Source organism: Candidatus Hydrogenedentota bacterium (assembly GCA_035416745.1).
Taxonomy (GTDB): domain Bacteria; phylum Hydrogenedentota; class Hydrogenedentia; order Hydrogenedentales; family SLHB01; genus UBA2224.
In genome coordinates this window covers 14989-33971 of the sequence record DAOLNV010000019.1, presented here as the reverse complement: position 1 = coordinate 33971, position 18983 = coordinate 14989, and the positions used below count along the sequence as shown (strand labels likewise).

At 61.0% G+C, this 18983-nt stretch carries 14 protein-coding genes and 1 pseudogene; 5 read left to right on the top strand and 10 right to left on the bottom strand.

All coding sequences use genetic code 11. The annotated features are described in order from the left end of the window. Positions 1-72 precede the first annotated feature (72 nt). The 3 genes from PLJ71_08510 to aceE all read right to left on the bottom strand — a co-directional run bounded on the left by PLJ71_08510 (position 73) and on the right by aceE (position 4739). Positions 73-630 (bottom strand): NUDIX hydrolase, encoded by a 558-nt coding sequence (locus PLJ71_08510; protein HQM48716.1) that lies wholly within the window; start codon positions 628-630, stop codon positions 73-75. A 4-nt stretch (positions 631-634) separates the two neighbouring features. After that, positions 635-1972 carry a 2-oxo acid dehydrogenase subunit E2 gene (locus tag PLJ71_08505; GenBank protein HQM48715.1) on the bottom strand — a complete coding sequence of 446 codons (1338 nt, stop codon included), beginning with the start codon at positions 1970-1972 and terminating at the stop codon, positions 635-637. A gap of 85 nt (positions 1973-2057) precedes the next feature. Beyond that, complete coding sequence (aceE, locus tag PLJ71_08500; GenBank protein HQM48714.1) at positions 2058-4739, bottom strand: pyruvate dehydrogenase (acetyl-transferring), homodimeric type; 2682 nt, start codon at positions 4737-4739, stop codon at positions 2058-2060. A 363-nt stretch (positions 4740-5102) separates the two neighbouring features. Here aceE and PLJ71_08495 point away from each other — a divergent pair, with 363 nt between their 5' ends. The 5 genes and pseudogenes from PLJ71_08495 (at position 5103) to PLJ71_08475 (ending at position 13617) form a co-directional block, all read left to right on the top strand. Beyond that, positions 5103-6281 (top strand): acetylxylan esterase, encoded by a 1179-nt coding sequence (locus tag PLJ71_08495; GenBank protein HQM48713.1) that lies wholly within the window; start codon positions 5103-5105, stop codon positions 6279-6281. 79 nt (positions 6282-6360) lie between these two features. Then, a pseudogene (locus tag PLJ71_08490) lies at positions 6361-7446 on the top strand (alpha-L-fucosidase). Between the two features lie 752 nt (positions 7447-8198). Further along, the gene (locus tag PLJ71_08485) at positions 8199-11000 is read left to right on the top strand and encodes a family 78 glycoside hydrolase catalytic domain (GenBank protein HQM48712.1); all 2802 of its coding nucleotides are present in this window, start codon (positions 8199-8201) and stop codon (positions 10998-11000) included. A gap of 102 nt (positions 11001-11102) precedes the next feature. After that, a complete protein-coding gene (locus PLJ71_08480) occupies positions 11103-11897 on the top strand; it encodes an HAD family hydrolase (protein HQM48711.1) in 795 nt (264 codons plus the stop codon). Between the two features lie 199 nt (positions 11898-12096). Then, positions 12097-13617: a hypothetical protein gene (locus PLJ71_08475; protein ID HQM48710.1), complete on the top strand. Its 1521-nt coding sequence runs from the start codon at positions 12097-12099 to the stop codon at positions 13615-13617. Between the two features lie 26 nt (positions 13618-13643). On the opposite strand, the gene vsr is transcribed toward PLJ71_08475, so the two are convergent. From vsr to PLJ71_08440, 7 genes are all read right to left on the bottom strand, one after another. Beyond that, positions 13644-14078 carry a DNA mismatch endonuclease Vsr gene (vsr, locus tag PLJ71_08470; protein ID HQM48709.1) on the bottom strand — a complete coding sequence of 145 codons (435 nt, stop codon included), beginning with the start codon at positions 14076-14078 and terminating at the stop codon, positions 13644-13646. A gap of 5 nt (positions 14079-14083) precedes the next feature. After that, complete coding sequence (locus PLJ71_08465; GenBank protein HQM48708.1) at positions 14084-15034, bottom strand: DUF4928 family protein; 951 nt, start codon at positions 15032-15034, stop codon at positions 14084-14086. Beyond that, positions 15034-16227 carry a DNA cytosine methyltransferase gene (locus PLJ71_08460; protein HQM48707.1) on the bottom strand — a complete coding sequence of 398 codons (1194 nt, stop codon included), beginning with the start codon at positions 16225-16227 and terminating at the stop codon, positions 15034-15036. The genes PLJ71_08465 and PLJ71_08460 overlap by 1 nt, the downstream gene beginning before the upstream one ends. Positions 16228-16499: 272 nt before the next feature. Next, positions 16500-16955: a hypothetical protein gene (locus PLJ71_08455; GenBank protein HQM48706.1), complete on the bottom strand. Its 456-nt coding sequence runs from the start codon at positions 16953-16955 to the stop codon at positions 16500-16502. A gap of 70 nt (positions 16956-17025) precedes the next feature. Continuing rightward, on the bottom strand, positions 17026-17163 hold the full coding sequence (locus PLJ71_08450) for an entericidin A/B family lipoprotein (protein HQM48705.1): 138 nt from the start codon (positions 17161-17163) through the stop codon (positions 17026-17028). 71 nt (positions 17164-17234) lie between these two features. Continuing rightward, the gene (locus PLJ71_08445; protein HQM48704.1) at positions 17235-17597 is read right to left on the bottom strand and encodes an MTH938/NDUFAF3 family protein; all 363 of its coding nucleotides are present in this window, start codon (positions 17595-17597) and stop codon (positions 17235-17237) included. 173 nt (positions 17598-17770) lie between these two features. Further along, a complete protein-coding gene (locus tag PLJ71_08440) occupies positions 17771-18907 on the bottom strand; it encodes an Sb-PDE family phosphodiesterase (protein ID HQM48703.1) in 1137 nt (378 codons plus the stop codon). Positions 18908-18983 lie beyond the last annotated feature (76 nt).

Here is an 18983-nt window from a genome sequence, read left to right as displayed (position 1 = left end):
TCCTCCCCCTGATTCATTAAGGGCCGCCTGCACCAACGTACCGTGAGCATAGCAAGTCGGGCGTATCGACGGCTAGTCAGCCGTTCGCCGCGCCAGAAAAGCGTGTGCCCGCAACAATCCGACAATGCTGAATACGTCTTGGATCTCGCCTCGATGCACCATCGCCACGGCGTCCTCGAACGGCATGGTGCGCACCTCGAGCACTTCGGTGCCTTCGGGGGACGCCTCGGTCTTTTCCAGGTCCTCCGCCAAGAACAACAGGCCGCGTTCCGCCGAGATACAGTTGCTGAAGTGGATTTCGCCGCCCAGGGGCGTCCATTTCGCGGCTTTCAGCCCGGCCTCTTCCTGCAATTCGCGCTGGATGCACGCCAGCGGCTGTTCGCCCGGCTCGGCGCCGCCTTCAACGATTTCCCACGAGTATTGCCGGGTCGGATACCGATACTGGCCGATCAGGTACACCTCGTTATCCGGGGTCAGGGCAACCGCTCCCACGGCGACCCGCGTCTCGATGTAGCTGTAGATGCCGTCGGCCCCGTCCGGGCGGACGACCTGGTCCTCGAGCACCCGCAACCACGGCGTTTCATAGACCAGGCGGCTGGACTTTATTTTCCAAGGGCTTTTCGTATGCACGCGGTCACCCCTCGAGAAACAGGAGGAACGGATTCTCGACGGCCTCACAAATCCACCGCAAGAAGCGCGCCCCGTCCGCCCCGTCAATCACCCGGTGGTCGTATGACAAGCTGAGCGGCAGCATGGTCCGGGCGTGGAACTCGCCATTGACGTACACGGGCTCGACGACGTTGCGCGACACGCCCAGAATCGCGACTTCGGGCGCGTTTATGATAGGGGTGAACGCCGTCCCGCCGATCCCTCCCAGATTGGATATCGTGAAGCAGCCTCCCTGCATTTCTTCCAGGGTCGTCTTCTTTGTACGCGCGCGCTCGGCCAACTGCGTAAGCTCGACGCTGATCTGGGTCAGATTCTTGGTATCGACATCGCGCAGCACGGGCACCAACAGGCCGCGATCCGTATCAACGGCAATCCCGATATGGCAATACTGCTTGTAAACGAGCTGCTCGTGCTCGAAATCCAGGGCCGTGTTGAACTGCGGGAACTTGCGCAACGCGGCAGCCGCCACCTTGGCCAGCACCGCCGTCACGGTGAGTTTGCCGCCGGCCGCTTCGACCTGTTTCGCGTAGCGTTTTCGCAACTCCTCGAGCCCCGTCACGTCGGCCTTGTCGAATTGCGTCACGTGGGGAATCGTGGCCCACGCATGCGCCAGGCGTTCGGCCGTGCGCCGTCGCACCGTGCTCATCTCGCGCCGCTCGATTTCGCCCCAGCGGGCGAAGTCAGGCAACGGAGACGCCGCCGCCGCGGCTGGTTTCGCGGGGCCTGAGGGCGCTACCCCGCCCGCGTCCACGTTCATGCGCCGCGCATAGGCCTTCACATCTTCCGGCGTCACGCGGCCGCCCTTTCCCGAGCCCGCGACCTGGTTCACGTCCACCCCGATCTCGCGGGCCAGTCTGCGAACGCTCGGCGATGCCGCCAGAGGGCCCGCTCCCGCCTGCCGAAGCGCCGGCGCCGGCGTCTCGGACTCGTCCGGCCCGGCAAGCTCATCGAACTCTTCGGCGGTCTCGGGCTCTTCCTGCACCGGTTCCGCCGCCTGCTGGACTTTCGCCGCGGATGGCTCTTCCGCCTTCCTGGCCTGGGCGGGTTTGGCTTTCGCGGCGCCGCCGCCTTCCTCGATAACCAGCACCACCGCCCCCACCCGGATATCCTGGCCCTCTTTCACCCGGACCTCTTTGATTGTGCCGCCAAAGGGCGAGGGCACCTCCAACGCTGCCTTATCGGTCTCGATCTCGATAACCGGCTGGTCCTTCTCAATCGTGTCCCCTACGGCGACCATCACGCTGGTAACCTTGCCGGATTCGATATTCTCGCCAAGTTCAGGGAGTGTGAATTCCGTTGCCATCGTTTTGTCCTTCCAATTCCTTCCCGGCCGTATTGCCGAACACTGCATACCCGGCGCAACAGAACCCGCGCCGCGCCCGGGTATTTTACGAAATCAGCGGATTGGCCTTCTCGGGATTGATCTCGAGCTTCTTGAAGGCTTTCTTGAGCGCGTCGCTCTTCAGCTTGCCTTCGCGGGCCAGCCCGGTCAGCGCGGCCAGCGCGATGTACCGCGCGTCTACCTCGAAGAAATCGCGCAGCGCCTCGCGCGACTCGCTCCGGCCGAAACCGTCGGTTCCCAGCGTGAGCAGGGTCCGCGGCACCCACCGCGCCAATCCGTCCGCGAGCAGCTTGATATAATCCGACGCCGCCACAACCACCCCTGGCGTATCCTTCAAACACCGGGTCACGTACGGCGTCCGCGCGTTCTTTCCGGGATTCAGCATATTCCAACGCTCGACATCCATGGCATCGCGGCGCAGCTCTTTGTAACTCGTGACGCTCCACACGTCCGCCGCCACGCCAAAATCCTCTTCGAGAATCGCCTGGGCCTTCACGGCCTCATTCAGAATGGCGCCGCTGCCCAGCAGTTGCGCATGCAATTTACCGCCCTTCTTCTCCGAAGGCTTGAACTTGTACATGCCTTTCAGGATGCCTTCCTGGGCGCCCTCCGGCATGGGTACCATTGGATAGTTCTCGTTCTCGACGGTCAAATAATAGAAGATACTCTCCTGTTCCTGGTACATCCGCCGGATCCCGTCCCGGATGATCACCGCCAGCTCGTAAGCATACGCCGCGTCATAGGCGAGCAGATTCGGCAACGGCTGCGCAAGAATGTGGCTGTTGCCGTCCTGGTGTTGAAGGCCTTCGCCATTGAGCGTGGTCCGCCCCGCCGTCCCCCCGACGAGAAAGCCCCGGGTTCGCATGTCGCCCGCGGCCCATATCAAGTCCCCGATGCGCTGAAACCCGAACATCGAGTAGTAGATAAAGAACGGAATCATGTTGATGCCGTGCGTCGCGTACGCGGTGCCCGCGCTGATAAACGACGACATCGAGCCCGCTTCCGTAATGCCCTCCTCAAGAATCTGCCCGTCTTTCGCCTCCTTGTAGTAGAGGAGGCTGGCCGAATCCACGGGCTCGTATAGCTGGCCCGTGTGCGCGTAAATTCCGATCTCCCGGAACAGCGCTTCCATGCCGAACGTGCGCGCCTCGTCCGGCACGATGGGCACGATGTATTTGCCGATGCGCTTATCTCGCAGCAGCTTGGACAATATCCGCACGAAGGCCATCGCTGTCGAGACCGGCCGCCCCTCCGTACCCTTATAAAACTCCTCGAACAGGGTTTCCTCGGGCGCGGGCATCGCCTCGGCGTTCACCTCGCGGCATGGCAGATACCCGCCCAGCGCCTCGCGCCGCTCCCGCAGATACACCATCTCCGGACTGTCGTCCGGCGGACGGTAGAACGGCGCCAGCGCCAGATCCTCGTCCGAGATGGGGATGCCGAACCGCGTCCGGAAGTCGCGCAACTCATCCTCGTTCAATTTTTTCTGCTGATGAGTGATGTTTTTGCCTTCGCCGCTCTCACCCAGACCGTACCCCTTGACCGTCTTTGCCAGAATCACCGTGGGCGCGCCCTTGTGATTCAGCGCCGCATGGTAGGCCGCATAGACTTTCTGAGGGTCGTGTCCGCCGCGATTCAGCCGCCGGAGCTGCTCGTCCGTATACTGCTCGATCAGCTTCAACAGACGCGGGTCTTTTCCGAAGAACTTCTCGCGGATGTATTGGCCCGATTCCACCAGGTACTTCTGGTATTCGCCGTCCACGACCTCGCCCATGCGCTCCACCAGGAGGCCATGCGTGTCTTTGGCCAGCAGGGGATCCCAGTCCGAGCCCCAGATAACCTTAATGACGTTCCAGCCCGCTCCGCGAAAGATCGCTTCGAGTTCCTGGATCACCTTGTGGTTGCCCCTCACCGGACCGTCCAGGCGTTGGAGGTTGCAGTTGATGACGAACACGAGGTTGTCGAGCTTCTCGCGGGAGGCCAGCGAGATCGCGCCCAGCGATTCCGGTTCGTCGCATTCCCCGTCCCCGAGAAACGCCCAGACCCGTCCCGTGTTTTCTTTGAGGCCCCGGTCCTCGAGATACCGGTTGAACCGCGCCTGATATATCGCCATGATCGGACCCAAACCCATCGAAACCGTCGGGAACTGCCAGAAGTCCGGCATCAGCCACGGGTGGGGATAGGACGACAAGCCTCCGCCATCCTGGAGTTCGCGCCGGAAATTGTTCAGCCGCTCGCGGCTCAGCCGCCCCTCGAGAAAAGCCCGCGCATACATCCCTGGCGCGGCGTGCCCTTGGAAATAGACCTGGTCCGCGCTCTTTCCTGGCGTATCCGGCCCGTGAAAGAAATGATTGAACGCCACCTCATACAACGTGGCCGCCGACGCAAAGGTCGAGATATGCCCTCCGATGCCGGCCTCGACACGGTTGGCCCGCACCACCATCGCCATCGCGTTCCACCGGATGAGGCTTTTGATGCGCCGCTCGAGCTGGCGGTTTCCCGGGTAAGCCGGCTGCGCGTTGACGGGTATCGTGTTGATATACGGAGTATTGGCGCTGAACGGCAGCTTGATCCCGGCTTCCTCCGCGCGGATCTGCAGATGCTGCAGCAAGTGCAGCACGCGCTCCGGACCGCCGTTCTCAATCACAAAGTCGAGTGATTCCAACCACTCACGCGTCTCGATATCCACCGGCTCATTGGGCTGGTGCCCGTTCGTAATGGGTTCCATGGTGTCTGCTTCCTCGATAAGATTCCCTGTACTCGTGCACCCTACTCACAAACGCTCAGTCACACGCCACGCCCACGGGAAACGACTGGAAAGACGCTCGATCCCCTCGGAGACGAACCAAGCATCTCGAGCAGCCCACAGGGTCGTGCCCATACAGCGCCGCGCCACAATTGTAAGTCCATATGAGCCAACGATCAAAGTCTTGCCCAAATTCCCTGGGCATGCCGCAGCCCCTCAGCAATCCCCGGTCAGCGCAGAGAGCGGAAGGGTGTGCGCTTGATTCGGGAGGATACGAGCGGTATCGTGTGGTGCCCAGGTGCACCTGTTCCGGCTACGGACGTATCCAAGGGGAAAGCCACGTTCATGCAAAAAGATGATCATGCGCGGGGAATGCAGATCGGACGCCGGGCCTTGTTGACCGGCGGGATTGCGGGGGCGGGATTGTTCGCGGCCGCGGCAGGGCAGCCCAAGGAGCCCCAGTCCATGCAACAAACCGTCGCAAACGATTTGCCGGGCCGTTTGGAGGGGATTCGGGCGGCGTGGCTCGAGATGATGGGCCCATTTCCGCCGGAGAAGCCCGCGCTCGATGTCCAGATGCGCCGGGTTGACGATATCGAGGGGATGGAATGCCACCATCTGAGCTTTCAGTCGGAACCCGGCGACCGTGTGCCGGCGTATCTGCTGGTTCCGAAAGGGGCAAGGCCTGGGCCGAGTCCGGCGCTGGTATGCCCGCATCCCACGAGCGCGGGTGCGGGGAAATCCCAATGCGTGGGTTTGACCGGGAAGGCGCCCGGAGACCCTCCGCTGCCGGCGGAGCGTAGCCGCGCCTATGGGTTGGAACTCGCCCGGTGGGGGTATGTGACCATCAGCATCGACCTGTTTGGGGATGGGGAGCGCATTCCTGAGGGGTTTACACATTACGATTCGGAGCCGTTCTACAAGCGCCACCCCGAATGGTCGCTGTTCGGCAAAAATGCGTGGGACTGCATGCGGGCGGTGGACGTGTTGGAGACGCTGGACTTTGTCGACCGCGCGCGCATCGGGTGTATAGGCCATTCGCTGGGCGGGCATACGACACTCTGCGCAGCGGCGTTCGACGGGCGCATTGCCGCGGCTATAAGTAATTGCGGCGAACTGGGTTGGGAACGAAATACCGACCACTGGTCACGTCCGCAGGACCCGAACAAGAAGCGCGGCCCGGTCGAAGACTACTGTTACCTGCCGAAGTTTGCGCCGTACATTGAGGACCCCGAAAGGCCCATTCCCTGCGATTTTGACGGTCTGATGATGCTTGTCGCGCCGCGGCCCCTCATGCTTCAGGGCACCGAAGGGGAATTCGAGAACCTGGGCACGGTCGAGCGGGTGTTGCGCGCACAGGAGGTTTATCATGCGCTTGGCGCGGGCGACCGCATCGGGATGTTCTCGTTTCCGGGGGAACACAATTTCCCGCCCGGTGCTAAGCGTTTCGGGTTTGCGTGGCTTGACCGCTGGCTGGGCCACACGCCTGCGCTCCCCACGATTTGGCCGGGTCAGGCGGTGTAGGCGGCAGGTGAGACTGGATGCATGACGGCGCAGGGCAAAGAGCGGCTTGCTTCTTGAGAAACAGCAGAGGGAGACGACAATGCAAACGACGGCACTTGTATTGACGGTTGCAGTGGTCACGGCGGCATTCAGCGCGTGGGCTCAGGATGCGGCGAAATACGAGCCCACGTGGGAATCCGTTGACAGCCGGCCGCTGCCGGCGTGGTTCGATAACGACAAATTCGGCATTTTCATCCATTGGGGGGTGTACTCCGTGCCATCGTGGGGTCCCAAAGGGCGCTATTCCGAGTGGTACTGGCACGATATGCAGGACAAGAACGGCGAGACCTGGAAGTTTCACGTTGAGAACTACGGTGAGGACTTCCGATATACCGATTTTGCGCCGCAATTTCGTGCGGAGCTGTTCAATCCCGCGCACTGGGCGGAGATCTTCGAGCGGTCGGGCGCGAAATACGTCGTTCTTACGTCGAAACACCACGAAGGATTCTGCCTGTGGCCCAGTATGGAGAGCTGGAACTGGAACAGCGCGGATGCGGGTCCCGGGCGCGACCTCTGCGGGGAACTGACCGCGGCGGTCAAGGCGCGCGGGTTGAAGATGGGCTTTTATTACTCCCTGTACGAGTGGTTCAACCCGATCTACCGCAGCGACCCCGCGCGGTATGTCGAGCAGCACATGCTGCCGCAGATGAAAGACCTTGTGTTGCGTTACGAACCGGATATCGTGTGGCCTGACGGTGAATGGGACCACCCCGACACCCTGTGGCGCAGCACGGAGTTTCTGGCGTGGCTGTATAACGAATCGCCCGTGCGCGAACGGGTCGTGGTGAATGATCGCTGGGGAAAAGACTGCCGCAGCAAGCATGGCGGTTTCTATACCACGGAGTACGGCCAGGTGGGTTGGGGCCAGGACCTCGGCGGCCGGCACAAGTGGGAAGAATGCCGGGGCATCGGCAAATCGTTTGGCTATAACCGCAACGAGGAAATCGACGATTACGCGACTCCGACAGAATTGATCCGCATGTTGATCTCGATTTGTAACGGCGGCGGCAATCTGCTCCTCGACATTGGGCCCACGGCCGACGGGCGGATCCCCGTGATCATGGAACAGCGCCTGCTCGCCCTGGGGGACTGGCTGAAGGACAACGGCGAGTCCATATACGGGACGGGGGCAAGCCCCTTCCCGAACCTGCCATGGGGACGCTGCACGGCCAAGCCCGGCAAACTGTATCTGCACGTATTCGATTGGCCGCGGGGTGTCCTGGAAGTACCCGGTCTCAAGAACGAAGTGAAGAAGGCCTATCTGCTTACGGAACCGGATGCGGCCCTTGCGGTTACACGCGCCGGCGAGCGCTCGGTCAGCGTTGACGTGCCCGAACACATGCCTGACAAGGACGCTACAGTAGTCGTGCTCGAGATCGAGGGCGAGCCGGATGTTGATATGTCTATTCACGCTGCCGAAGACGGGTCGTTCGCTCTGACGGCGGTACAGGCCCAGGTTACCGGCAATACGGCGCGCTACGAACCGGAGAAAGACGCCATTGGCTTCTGGACCGACCCCAAGGACACCGTTTCCTGGCACGTCACGGTCGACAAACCTGGCAAATACGCCGTGGCCTTGACCTACGCGTGCGCCAAGGGGTCGGGCGGCACGCCGCTGGAGATCAGCGTGGGCGATGCCGTCGCGAAGGCCAAGGTCAAGGAAACCGGGTCGTGGTCCGATTTCACCACGGAATCCGCCGGGACCGTTGATGTCGCCGGTCCGGGCGTCCTGGCGGTGACCGTGACGCCGAAAAGCAAACCTGCAGAAGGCGTGATGAACCTGCGGGCGGTCACGCTGCTCCCTACTCAATAACAAGCGGGGTTCCACATCGGTGGACACAGAGGACCCCGGAAGGGGGTTCGTTGCCGGAGGTGTGCATGCGGCGTATCGCAATCGGTTTACTTTTGGCGTTGATCGTGGTGGCCGCGGGGTGCCAGCACCTGCCTTCAGGGGTTAAGGCGGGCACACTGCAGCCCACGGGCCTGAGATGCGAGTACCTCGAGAATCCCCTCGGGATTGACAAGGCCGCGCCGCGTTTGAGCTGGATAAACGAATCCGTCGACCCGGAGGCACGCGGGAAAACGCAAACGGCCTACCGGATCCTGGCGGCGAGTTCCGCCGAACGTCTCGAGGGCGACACCGGTGATTTGTGGGACTCGGGCAGGGTTTGCTGCGCGGACAGCATCCAGGCGCCCTACGGCGGCCAGGCCCTGGGAGCGCGCCGGCGGGTGTACTGGAAGGTCCGGGTGTGGGACGAAGCGGGCATGGTCTCGGCATGGAGCGAACCGGCATGGTTCGAGACGGGGCTGCTCGCGGACGATGACTGGTCCGCCTTGTGGATCACGCGCAACGAGGCGCTTCCCGAGAACGAGGAAGCCTTGTTTGATGACCGTCCCGCGCCGCTGTTTCGCAAGGAGTTCCGCATCGAGAAGCCGGTCCGCAAGGCTCGCGCTTATGTTACCGGGCTGGGTTATTACGAGCTGCGGCTTAACGGCGCGAAAGTGGGCGATCACTGGCTTGACCCCGGCTGGACCAGTGTTTCGCAGCGCGTGTTGTATGCCGTCTATGACGTGAAAGACGTGTTGCGGCAGGGCACGAACGCGGTGGGCATCATGCTGGGCAACGGCTGGTACAATCCGCTGCCCCTGCTCATGTGGGGACACGTCAACATTCGCGAGAACCTCACCATCGGGCTCCCTCGGGCCATTCTGCAGCTCGAGGTGGAGTATGCGGACGGGACGCGGGACCGCATCGTGACTGATGCCAGCTGGAAAGCCGGCGCCGGACCTGTCGTGAGGAACAGCGTGTATTTGGGCGAGGTCTACGATGCGCGTCTCGAGCAGCCGGGCTGGGACGCTCCCGGATTCGACGATTCCCGATGGGAGGGCGTCATGGAGGCCCCCTCAGAAGTTGGTCCGCTGGTTGCCCAGATGGCGCCGCCGATCAAGGTTGGCCGTTCGATTCGCCCCGCCTCCGTACATGAGCCCGCGCCGGGAACATTCATTTTCGATATGGGGGAGAATTTCGCGGGCCTTGCGCGGCTGCGGGTTGAAGGACCGGCAGGGACGCGCGTGGCGCTCCGTTACGGCGAGTTGCTGCACGACGACGGCACGTTGAATCCCATGACGGCCGTGTGCGGGCAAATCAAGAACCGCGAGCGCCCGCCCGATTCCAAACGCCCGGCGACCGCGTGGCAGGAAGACGTGTACATTCTCAAAGGAGACGGCGTCGAGACGTACGTTCCGCGGTTCACGTTTCGCGGATTTCGTTACGTTGAAGTGACGGGATTTCCAGGCACGCTTTCGCTCGAGAATCTGGAAGGTCTTGTTATGTACTCGGCCGTCGAGCCGGCGGGCACGTTCCGGTGCGGAAACGATCTTTACAACCAGATCCAGGACGTCACGCTCCGCACGTTCCTGAGCAACCTGTTCAGCGTGCAGTCTGATTGTCCGCACCGGGAGAAGTTCGGATACGGCGGCGACATCGTCGCATCGAGCGAGGCCTTGATCTTCAATTTCAACATGGCGGGGTTCTACACGAAGGCCGTCGAGGATCTGGCCGATGCGGCAAGGCCTAACGGAGGGTTCACGGAAACGTCGCCTTTCGTGGGTATCGCGGACGCGGGATTGGGGGGCGGGTCTGGCCCGATCGGCTGGGGCACGGCGCATCCGCTGCTCCTGCGCCAGCTACACCAATACTACGGAGACCGCCGCCTGATAGAAGCCCAGTACGAGCGCGTGAAGGCATGGCTCGAACTCATCGAAGCGAACGCTCCGGAGCACATTTATGTCGGCGGCATCAGCGACCACGAGAGCCTTGTCGAGAAGCCGGAGCTTACTGGCACGGCGTTCTACGCGTATAACGTCGCGCTTGCCCGCGAGTTTGCCGCGCTGCTTGGCAGGAAAGACGATGCGGCGCGGTACGACGCCTTGGGCGCGAAGATTGCCGCAGCGTTCAACAGCCGTTATCTCGAGCCCGAAACCGGCCGGTATGGGGCAGGCACCCAGGCATCGCAGGCGTTCCCGCTTTACATGAACCTCGTGCCCGATTCGGCCCGCGCGCGCGCATTGGATGTCCTTATCAACGACATTGCCGCGCGGGACGGCCACCTTTCGACCGGCATCTTCGGCACCAAGTACGTGCTGGACGTGTTGAGCGCGATGGGCCGTCACGACGCCGCCTGCGCGATGGCCGGCAAACGAGCATTCCCCGGCTGGGGCTACATGATTGAAAACGGCGCCACGACCCTCTGGGAACACTGGGAGGGCAGCGACAACACGTTTTCAAACAACCATCCCATGTTCGGCTCGGTGAGCGAGTGGTTCTTCAAGCATGTCGCGGGCATTCGTCCCGCGCCGGACGCCGTGGGGTGCAACCGGGTTATCATCGCGCCGGGTCCGCCACAACCTGGACTCGAATGGGCCGAAGCTTCCTACAGCTCGGTACGGGGCCTCATTCGGGCCGCGTGGCGAGTGGAAGGAGAAAATCTCCATCTCGACGTGACCGTTCCGGTTGGCGTTACCGCGCGCGTCGTATTACCGGTGAATGCAGGGACGGAGCTCCTGGAAAGCGGCGTGCCTGCCGCGACCGCCGCCGGCGTCGCCCCTGCGACAGGGGACGGGTCGGCGCCGTCGTTCGACGTGGGCTCGGGCACATACCATTTCAAGGCGCGGCTGTGAGCGAAGAAACGTTGCGCGCGCACCCTCCGGTGTGCATGATCGTGGTCCGCTGAAAGACTGCCCGGCACGAGCAAACAGAAACATCGAAGGGACCGACCCCGTATGGGCGAATGCGCAGTGCTCCTTGACCTGGACGACACGCTGGTTATCCAGCGCGAGGTGCTCGAGGAGGCCTTCTTCGCTACGTGCGCGGCGGCATGGGCTGAATGCGACATCGAGCCCGAGGCCCTGACTCAATCCGTCAAGCTGCATGCGCGGCGTTTGTGGGCCGAATGCGAGTTCGTGAGGTATTTCGAGCGGATAGGTTTGAGCGCCAGCGAGGGTCTGTGGGCGGGTTTCGAAGGAGCAGGGGAACCCATGCAGCGGATGCGGCCGTGGGCACACGGCTATCAGCGCGAGGCATGGCGCAGGGCGTTGGCGGACCACGGCGTGAAGAATGAGCCCCTCGCCAAAGAGCTCGCCGCAATGTTTCAGGAGGAATGCTGGGCAAGCTTCGCCCTGTTTCATGATACTATCCCGACGGTCGAGACCCTGGCGCGGCAATACCGGCTCGCGCTCGTGACCAACGGTCTCGCGGCCCTTCAGCGGAAGAAGATCGAGTGCGCCGGGTTCGGGGCTCACTTCGAAGCTGTTGTTATCTCGGGCGAGCTCGGCGCGGGCAAACCCGAGGCAATCATGTACGGTACCGCACTGGAACGGCTCGGCATACCGCGCGGCCGTGCGGTGATGGCGGGCAATAACCTCGAATGGGACGTGGCCGGGCCGCAGAGAATCGGCGTCAAAGGCGTTTGGACCAACATGGCCGGAGAACCCGCGCGCGAGAGCGTGAGGCCGGACGCCGTCGTTGCATCCCTGAGCGAGCTGCCAGGCGTTGTGGCATCGCTGCTGGGACAGTGACTTCTGTGAGCGCGCCGCTCTGACGGCCGCACGGTCTCCATAGTCAGAGAGGGGCAGGAAAAGACATGAACAGCCAGGCGCTGCATGGGGAACCGCGGGAAGCGGCGCCCGCGAGCGCGGCTTGTCAGCGGGCACGCAACGCTTGCCCTACACACTCCGCGCGGTTCCCATGAGTCCCTCGGGAACCAAGGAGAACGCCATGCAGACTTCACAAACTGAACATCGGAACAGCGGCCATTCGCGATTTCAGCGAGCGCGGTCTGCCGCAATCACGGTCATGACGCTCGCGCTCATTTCGACAGCCGCGCACGCAGCCGGGCAATTGGGGGACCTGACGGGTCCGTGGCAGTTGTTTGTCGACGATTACCTTGTTGCGGAGAGCACCAGCCTCACCCGGGTCTACCATGCCTTCGAGAAATACGCGGGGAACCCGGTCATGCGGGCGGACAAGCCCTGGGAAGGCAAGGCCGTCTACCTCTACGGCACCGTACTGCCTAACGAAAACGGAGAGGGCTACCGCGCGTGGTACCACTCGTACGACGGCAGCTACCGCATGCTCTACGCGACCAGCGGCGACGGCATCCAATGGACGAAACCCGCCCTGAGCCTCACCGATTTCAACGGTTCGACCGAGAACAACATCTTGTTTCAGCTCACCCATGAGAACCACAACCCCCAGGTGCTCCATACGCCCTGGGACCCTGATCCGCAACGCCGGTACAAGATGCTGTACTTCGAATACGGCCGCACGCCGCCCGTGAGCACGGTTACGGGGTATCGCGGAGCATGGTCGCCCGACGGCATCCATTGGACCGAGTGCCCCGTCAATCCCGTGCTCGTGGACAGCCCCGGAGACGTCGGCAACTTCGTATGGGATCCCCTCGAGGAGCGCTATCTCGGCTACCCCAAGAAATTCGAGGAGGTGCGGGGATTCCGCCGGCGCTGCGTCGGGTTCTCGGCCACCGGCATCTTCGAATCCTGGCCCGGCAGCACGCTCATCCTGACGCCCGATGAATACGACGACCGCTGGGCCGCGGACTCGGCGGTCAGGGGCGCGCATACCGATTTCTACGGGCTCTGCGGGTTCGCTTACCAAACGATGTACCTGGGATTCCTCTGGATATTCCGCATCACGGACGGCCAGAACGACGGCCCGATCTTCGTCGAGCTGGTGAGCAGCCGGGACGGCGTGCACTGGCGGCGGCAGGACGAGCCTCGCCCGCCTATCCTGTCCCTCGGAGCCGAAGGCTCATGGGACGACGGCATGTTGTTCACGCCGAACCATCCCCTGGCCGAAGGAGACAGGATCAAGCTGTTCTACGGCGGTTTCGATGCCACCCACGGTCAGGAGTCCGCCAACGCCGCTATCGGGCTCGCCACGCTGCGCAAAGACGGTTTTGCGTCGATGCACGCCGGCGGTGAACCGGGAACGCTTACCACCCCGCCCCTCGAAAAGGTCTCCGGACCCCTGCGCGTGAACTACGCCGCCACGGGAGACGGTTTCCTCCGCGTCGAGGTCCTGGATGCCTCCGGCGGCGTCCTCCCCGGCTACACCGCATCCGATTGCGCTCCCCTGACCGGGGACCACGTGGAGCAGGTGGTGACGTGGCGCGGGAAGAACGCGCTGCCCGTCGCGCCGGAGCCCATTTGCCTGCGCTTCGTCCTGCAAAACGCCGACCTCTATTCGTTCGCCGTGGGGGATGCGGTCAATATACAGTGAGCTGATTGTGTTGCTCCGGTTGCTGCCTAGCGGCCCTGTGCTGGATAGTCTCGTTTTGTCCCAATTCTTTTAGCTAAGCGCGTGGCCAAGCTGTCGGGTTTGGTCAATTCACACTCCCATACGATGACGACATTCCATCCCAGTCTTCTCAAGAGTCGACGATTGGTTCTATCTCTCGCGACCGTTCGCCGAAACTTGGGAAGCCAATACGTGCGATTGCTGGCTGGAACAGTCGCGCGTTTGCACCTTGCGTGCCTATGCCAGAAACAACCGTGGACAAAGACGACGGCGCGATGCTTCGGCAGCACAATGTCCGGTTTGCCTGGCAAGTTTCTGCAGTGAAGGCGGAATCGGTACCCCATTCTGTGCAATATCGAACGCACCGCAACTTCGGCAGATGTATCAGACGAGGCCACCCGGCTCATTATCCAGCTGCGTGTGGCTTGGGAGAATTGGTCCATCCATTCTAGCCCAATGCGATCAATAGCCGCGGGTCACTCTCAAATTCCTGCACGATCTCATTGTAAGTCTTGAGGAGGTCGCGCACCGATATGGGACGCTGTTGACCTTGAAAACGGGTCCATTCATAGATATTCGTTGTCAAAAACTGTTCGATATCCAAAACATCTATGCGATGGGCGACTCTTGCATTCTTGGCCAATAAGTACGTGCCTTCGACACCACCCTTGACAGTGATAATGAGTGGTCTGAGATTTGCCGCCAGATTCTGACAGCACTTTTGGATGAGATGCTCGGTTGGCGCGGTGGTTACATGGATTGCGGTATCTCCGACGCAGAAGTCGCTATTACGGCCAGAGGATTCGTCGGCAACCGAAGATCCGTGATGTTCGATGGTTAGAGATGGGAGCGCAATTGATAGCTTGGCTCCCACCAAGTGCTGCATTACGGCTCCGGCAATCATTGTTCCGGGACACTGCTCCTGGCGTGCAAGAGCAGCTGCCATAAGTTCGCTGACGAGCTGGCGATGTGATGTTGAAGCATCTATCTTGACCTTAAGAGGTTTCGACGCGAAGAAATCCCGAACCCTGTCTATCCACCAAGGCTCGATCTTGTCAAGATCTAGCAGACTCCTGGCATACAGGTTGTTCAAGAATTTCACATAGGCGGCCATCAAACCAATGCTGCCTCGGCTGGTTCTTCCTCCTTCACTAGAAAGAGTCTGAGTTATTCCGTAATCCTTGAGAATCGCCTTGATTGCGGAACCCCCAAGCCCCTTTACCTGACCCTTCTTTGGCGAAAGGAAGTCATTCTCTTGAAACGGAGGAGTCATCTTGCGCACAGTGCGCGTTAATATGAGAACAGTGGAAAGGGGGCCCTTACTGGCCACTCCGTTTTGCGCCGCAAAGTCATATAGGGCCTGATTGAGCGTCGCGTCTTTCTCTCGTGCTCCGGTCATCAAACTGCTCCGCCTATCGCAGCATGCTGCTTCGAGCCGAGCAACTCTGCTGCAAGGGGGTTCAGGTGATTCTCGGCGAGCCACGTCACCGCGGAAACGCACACGGCGTCTCCGAACCCAAAAAGAGCCTTGTTAAGAGACGCCTCAATGCAAAAGCCATCCGCGCCCATGAGCCTAGCGCACTCCTTGGGGGTTAGCAAACGTGCTCTCACGTTTCCGTGCCCCGCCTTCACCACAATTTGCCGTCCACTTCCGCCTCGCGGCGTCCTTAAACACCCCGCGATACCGTCCGTCCGAAGTTCGGCCATGGAGCGACCGTTTCGGACACGTCGGAATACCGTGCCGTAAGTACACGAAGAGCCTGATTTCATTCTCTGCAGTTCTGCATGATGTTTAGGACTCATTTGGCTCAAAAGGTACTCTGTTCGAGACTTGCTCCACCAAAACGGGGATGTCTCAGGCAGATCTTCAAGAATGTCTGTGAGTTGCATTTCTCGACGCGGAGGTTCGGGCAGAGCTCGCAACTCCCAGGCAATATCCGGATGTGCAAAGATGAAATCAGCCAATGCCCTGGGCCTGAGAGTCGATTGATAGAAACCTGGAGACTCTCGCGGGCATTGCAACTCGCCCGTGTTAATCTGAGACCCTATCACGAAGAGTCGCGCGCGACTTTGAGGGACAAATCTCTCCGCATCGAGAACGACCGCATCGACTGCGTACCCCAGCCGATTCAGGGCCAACAGGGCATCGTGAAAATCTCTCCCGTGATGCGACGTGAGGAAACCCGTGACGTTCTCGAGCAGGACAATTGGCGGCCGTCTGGCCTCTAGTTCCGCCAAGATGCGAATGAAACCCCAATATGCCGATGAGTGACGGCCTCCTAATCCTCGACGCATTCCGGCCAAGGAGAGATCTGTGCAAGGAAAAGACGCCGTAGCCAGAGTAACTGTAGGGACCCGGCGCGCATCGAGTTTGTGGATATCTTCAAGAATGAAGTGGTCGGACGCGTCGCGAAAATGCGCATCGTACATTGCTTGCTTGTCTTCATCAATGTCATTCGCGAATGCGATAGTCCATCCGGCGGCTTCCAGTCCCATTCTCATGAGCCCAATGCCAGCAAAAAACTCGGCAAAGGTCCAACGGCCGATCCCAGCTACCGGCTGGGATGAGTATTTGCGGTTCCTGCAAGGCATGGACTTCATAGTGGGGAGTTTACCACGCTTTCACGAAAAACTGAACAGGAATACATTTTCAACGGAGATTTACGAGCCCATCGAAGAGGCACTACACACCCACCAGGAAATTAGCGACTGGACCCAATAATAGCAAATAATCATTAAATAGTAAACCGTGCTTCTAGCGACAGGGGAAAGAATTTGGCTCGTAGGGGCCCATGGAATATCTGAGCGGGAAGTCCCAATCTGACCGCTGTCCCTCTACGGCCGGGGGGCAAACCCTCGTCTGGTCACACAAAGCCGATCAGGGGGGTGGCTGCGAATTGGAGTTCGAGTTTTGGTACGTCTTTGCCCTGCTGCTCGTAGGTGACGAGACCGTAAAAATCGGTTGCGGCGTCGTCCACGGTGAATTTCTTTTCGGCGGCGATATCCTGTCCTGCAACTTCCGCCCGCAGAACATGTTCTCCGGGAGGGACCTGGATTCGAATGGCGTAGATGACATTTCTGAGAGACGGACATCCCCGGCGGATTCTCTGAGGCTGTCCGAGCGCGGTCCCGTCGAGATAGAACCGCATTTCGACGCTTCTTGGGTTTCCGCCGCCGTGGTATACCCTCAGGAGCAGGTTTCCGTACGCACCCCAGGACGGCGTAACGGACTTGACCCGCGTACCCCCCATTGCGTTGCACCCGGTCACTGCCACGGCGGCGACGGTCATCGCCAGCGCAATCGTTCTCAGCCGTATCATCGCAGGCCCCCATTTCTCGTGCATCCACGCGCGTCAAAAGGCGAAAGCCGAAGGGCGGGAATTGTTGAGGTTACTTCGCGGCGTCCTGAATCGCTTGGCCGCCCTTTTCGATATCCTTGCCCATACCCCGAATCGTGTTGCATCCGGATACGCTGGCAAACGCAGACATAAACGCAAGCATAAGAGCCGCGATTTTTAAGCATCTCATCCGTCGTTCCTCCTGACTTCTACACCGATAGGATAGGAATCGCGGCCGGCGGAGTCAATCGGCGCGGGCCGTCAGCAGGTCACGTGAAACATGGCGACAACCTTGCCCTCGGCCGAATTCCACGCGGCGGCGGCCTCGGGGGTGGGCCGCATATCCACTATGCAGTCGTGTTTGTGGAAATAGGTCAAGGCTTCGGGCGAGAGGTCGAGCGCGCCGTTCTGGCCGCAACCGATGATGACCAGGTCGGCGCCGGTGTCGTAGATGTGTTCGGCCTCGCCGCGCGATACCATGTGAGAAGAGCCGGTTTCTTCTTTGGACAGGCTCTTTTTCCGTTTCTTGACCTTGCCCGAGAGTCGAATCACGATGTCGTGGTCGTAGGTCTCTCCGTCGACGGTGATGCTGCCGAACGACGTGCCGTCAATGCTGGGTTTCATGGCGTCCACCTCCGCGGCTTGCGCCCGATATGGCCTGACTCCAGCCTAGATCCGCGAGGAAAACGTGTCAATGGGCCAGCGGCGTTTCTCCGCCACAAAAGGAGAAATCCGTCCGAGCGGACCGTCTGGCCCGGCCGGACGGATTGCATTGTGCCGGGATTAGCCGGGAGACCTCATCCTTCCGCCTGGAACGTGACGTTCAGGTCGATCGTGACGGGCAGGAACTGGTCCGGTGCGATCCAGATGTTCTCGACCTCGTAGGGCAGTTGCACGGCGCGAGTTCCGCTTTCCGTGATGCCGCTGCCCTCAAGCCGCAACAGAGCCGTTTTGCCGGCGGGCAGGCTCACCCTGCCCGGGAACGCCACGCCCGGCGCCCCGCCTTTGGCCTTCAGGTTGAAGGTGACGGGCGAGGAGTTGTGGATGCCCACGTAAAACACCGTCTTGTTTTTCAGCGCGACGTCCGGGTGCTGCACGGCGATCGACTGTTTGAACAAGGGCGCGACCCATTGGGTTTCGCCCACCAGCACGTTGCGGCTGAAAGCGGCGGTGCGCCGGGCGCGCAACGCTTCCTCGATGGCTTCGGGCGAGTTGTTTTGCGCGAACACGAGCGTCATAGCCCGATGATTGCCCGCTGCCGCATTGTAGTAATCGGAGACAGGGCCGTGAATGTCCGTGTTGGCCAGCATGGTCAGCTTGTGTTCGAGGCACCACTTGTGCGCGGACGGATAATAGTCGCCGCCGTTGAACACCTCCATGCCCTGCATCCATCCGAGCTTGATGTACTCGGCCTGGATGTCGCTCCACGCCGTGTCTCCTTTGCGCTTCCATTCGGGGTGGTTCCACCACACGAACGCGCCCTGCTCGTTGGCGATGCGGACGGCGTCTTTTTCGTTCTCGACATCGAGCGCTTTGGGGTCGTCGAGGAAGATGGCGTTGAAATGGCCGTGGGGTTCGTCGCGCGTGATCTCGGCGCCTCGAATCAGGACAATATGCTGTTCGTCGGCCTCCGGTTTCGCGATCTCATACGGCCGGTTGAAGTTGATGATTATGTCATCCTTGTGGGGCAGGTACTCGATGTGATCGGTGATCGCCAGCACGTCGAGGCCGTCGCGCCACGCTTCGTCCACCCTCATCGATGGCCATACCGAGCCGTCCGAGAACACGGTGTGCGAGTGGAGGTCGCATGCCAGTGTCACATAGCCCTCGATGTCGGGGAAACTCAGTTCCGTGCGCTGAGCGAAAGCCGTGCCGGCCGCCAGCATGATTACTGCCGTAACAAGCAACAGATTGCGGCAAAACGAGCGTTTCATGGGATCGATTCCTCCTTGATTGCCTTCCGAATTGCGCCAGGTTCGCGATTCATCGCCAATGGGACGCCGTCAGGCT

Excerpts from the sequence above, each read along its gene's own strand:
- PLJ71_08460 (HQM48707.1), bottom strand. The coding sequence starts at position 16,227 with ATGCCTTGCAGGAACCGCAAATACTCATCCCAGCCGGTAGCTGGGATC.
- PLJ71_08505 (HQM48715.1), bottom strand. The coding sequence starts at position 1,972 with ATGGCAACGGAATTCACACTCCCTGAACTTGGCGAGAATATCGAATCC.
- PLJ71_08445 (HQM48704.1), bottom strand. The coding sequence starts at position 17,597 with ATGAAACCCAGCATTGACGGCACGTCGTTCGGCAGCATCACCGTCGAC.
- PLJ71_08440 (HQM48703.1), bottom strand. The coding sequence starts at position 18,907 with ATGAAACGCTCGTTTTGCCGCAATCTGTTGCTTGTTACGGCAGTAATC.
- PLJ71_08480 (HQM48711.1), top strand. The coding sequence starts at position 11,103 with ATGGGCGAATGCGCAGTGCTCCTTGACCTGGACGACACGCTGGTTATC.
- PLJ71_08495 (HQM48713.1), top strand. The coding sequence starts at position 5,103 with ATGCAAAAAGATGATCATGCGCGGGGAATGCAGATCGGACGCCGGGCC.
- PLJ71_08475 (HQM48710.1), top strand. The coding sequence starts at position 12,097 with ATGCAGACTTCACAAACTGAACATCGGAACAGCGGCCATTCGCGATTT.
- vsr (HQM48709.1), bottom strand. The coding sequence starts at position 14,078 with ATGGACCAATTCTCCCAAGCCACACGCAGCTGGATAATGAGCCGGGTG.
- aceE (HQM48714.1), bottom strand. The coding sequence starts at position 4,739 with ATGGAACCCATTACGAACGGGCACCAGCCCAATGAGCCGGTGGATATC.
- PLJ71_08450 (HQM48705.1), bottom strand. The coding sequence starts at position 17,163 with ATGAGATGCTTAAAAATCGCGGCTCTTATGCTTGCGTTTATGTCTGCG.
- PLJ71_08455 (HQM48706.1), bottom strand. The coding sequence starts at position 16,955 with ATGATACGGCTGAGAACGATTGCGCTGGCGATGACCGTCGCCGCCGTG.
- PLJ71_08485 (HQM48712.1), top strand. The coding sequence starts at position 8,199 with ATGCGGCGTATCGCAATCGGTTTACTTTTGGCGTTGATCGTGGTGGCC.
- PLJ71_08465 (HQM48708.1), bottom strand. The coding sequence starts at position 15,034 with ATGACCGGAGCACGAGAGAAAGACGCGACGCTCAATCAGGCCCTATAT.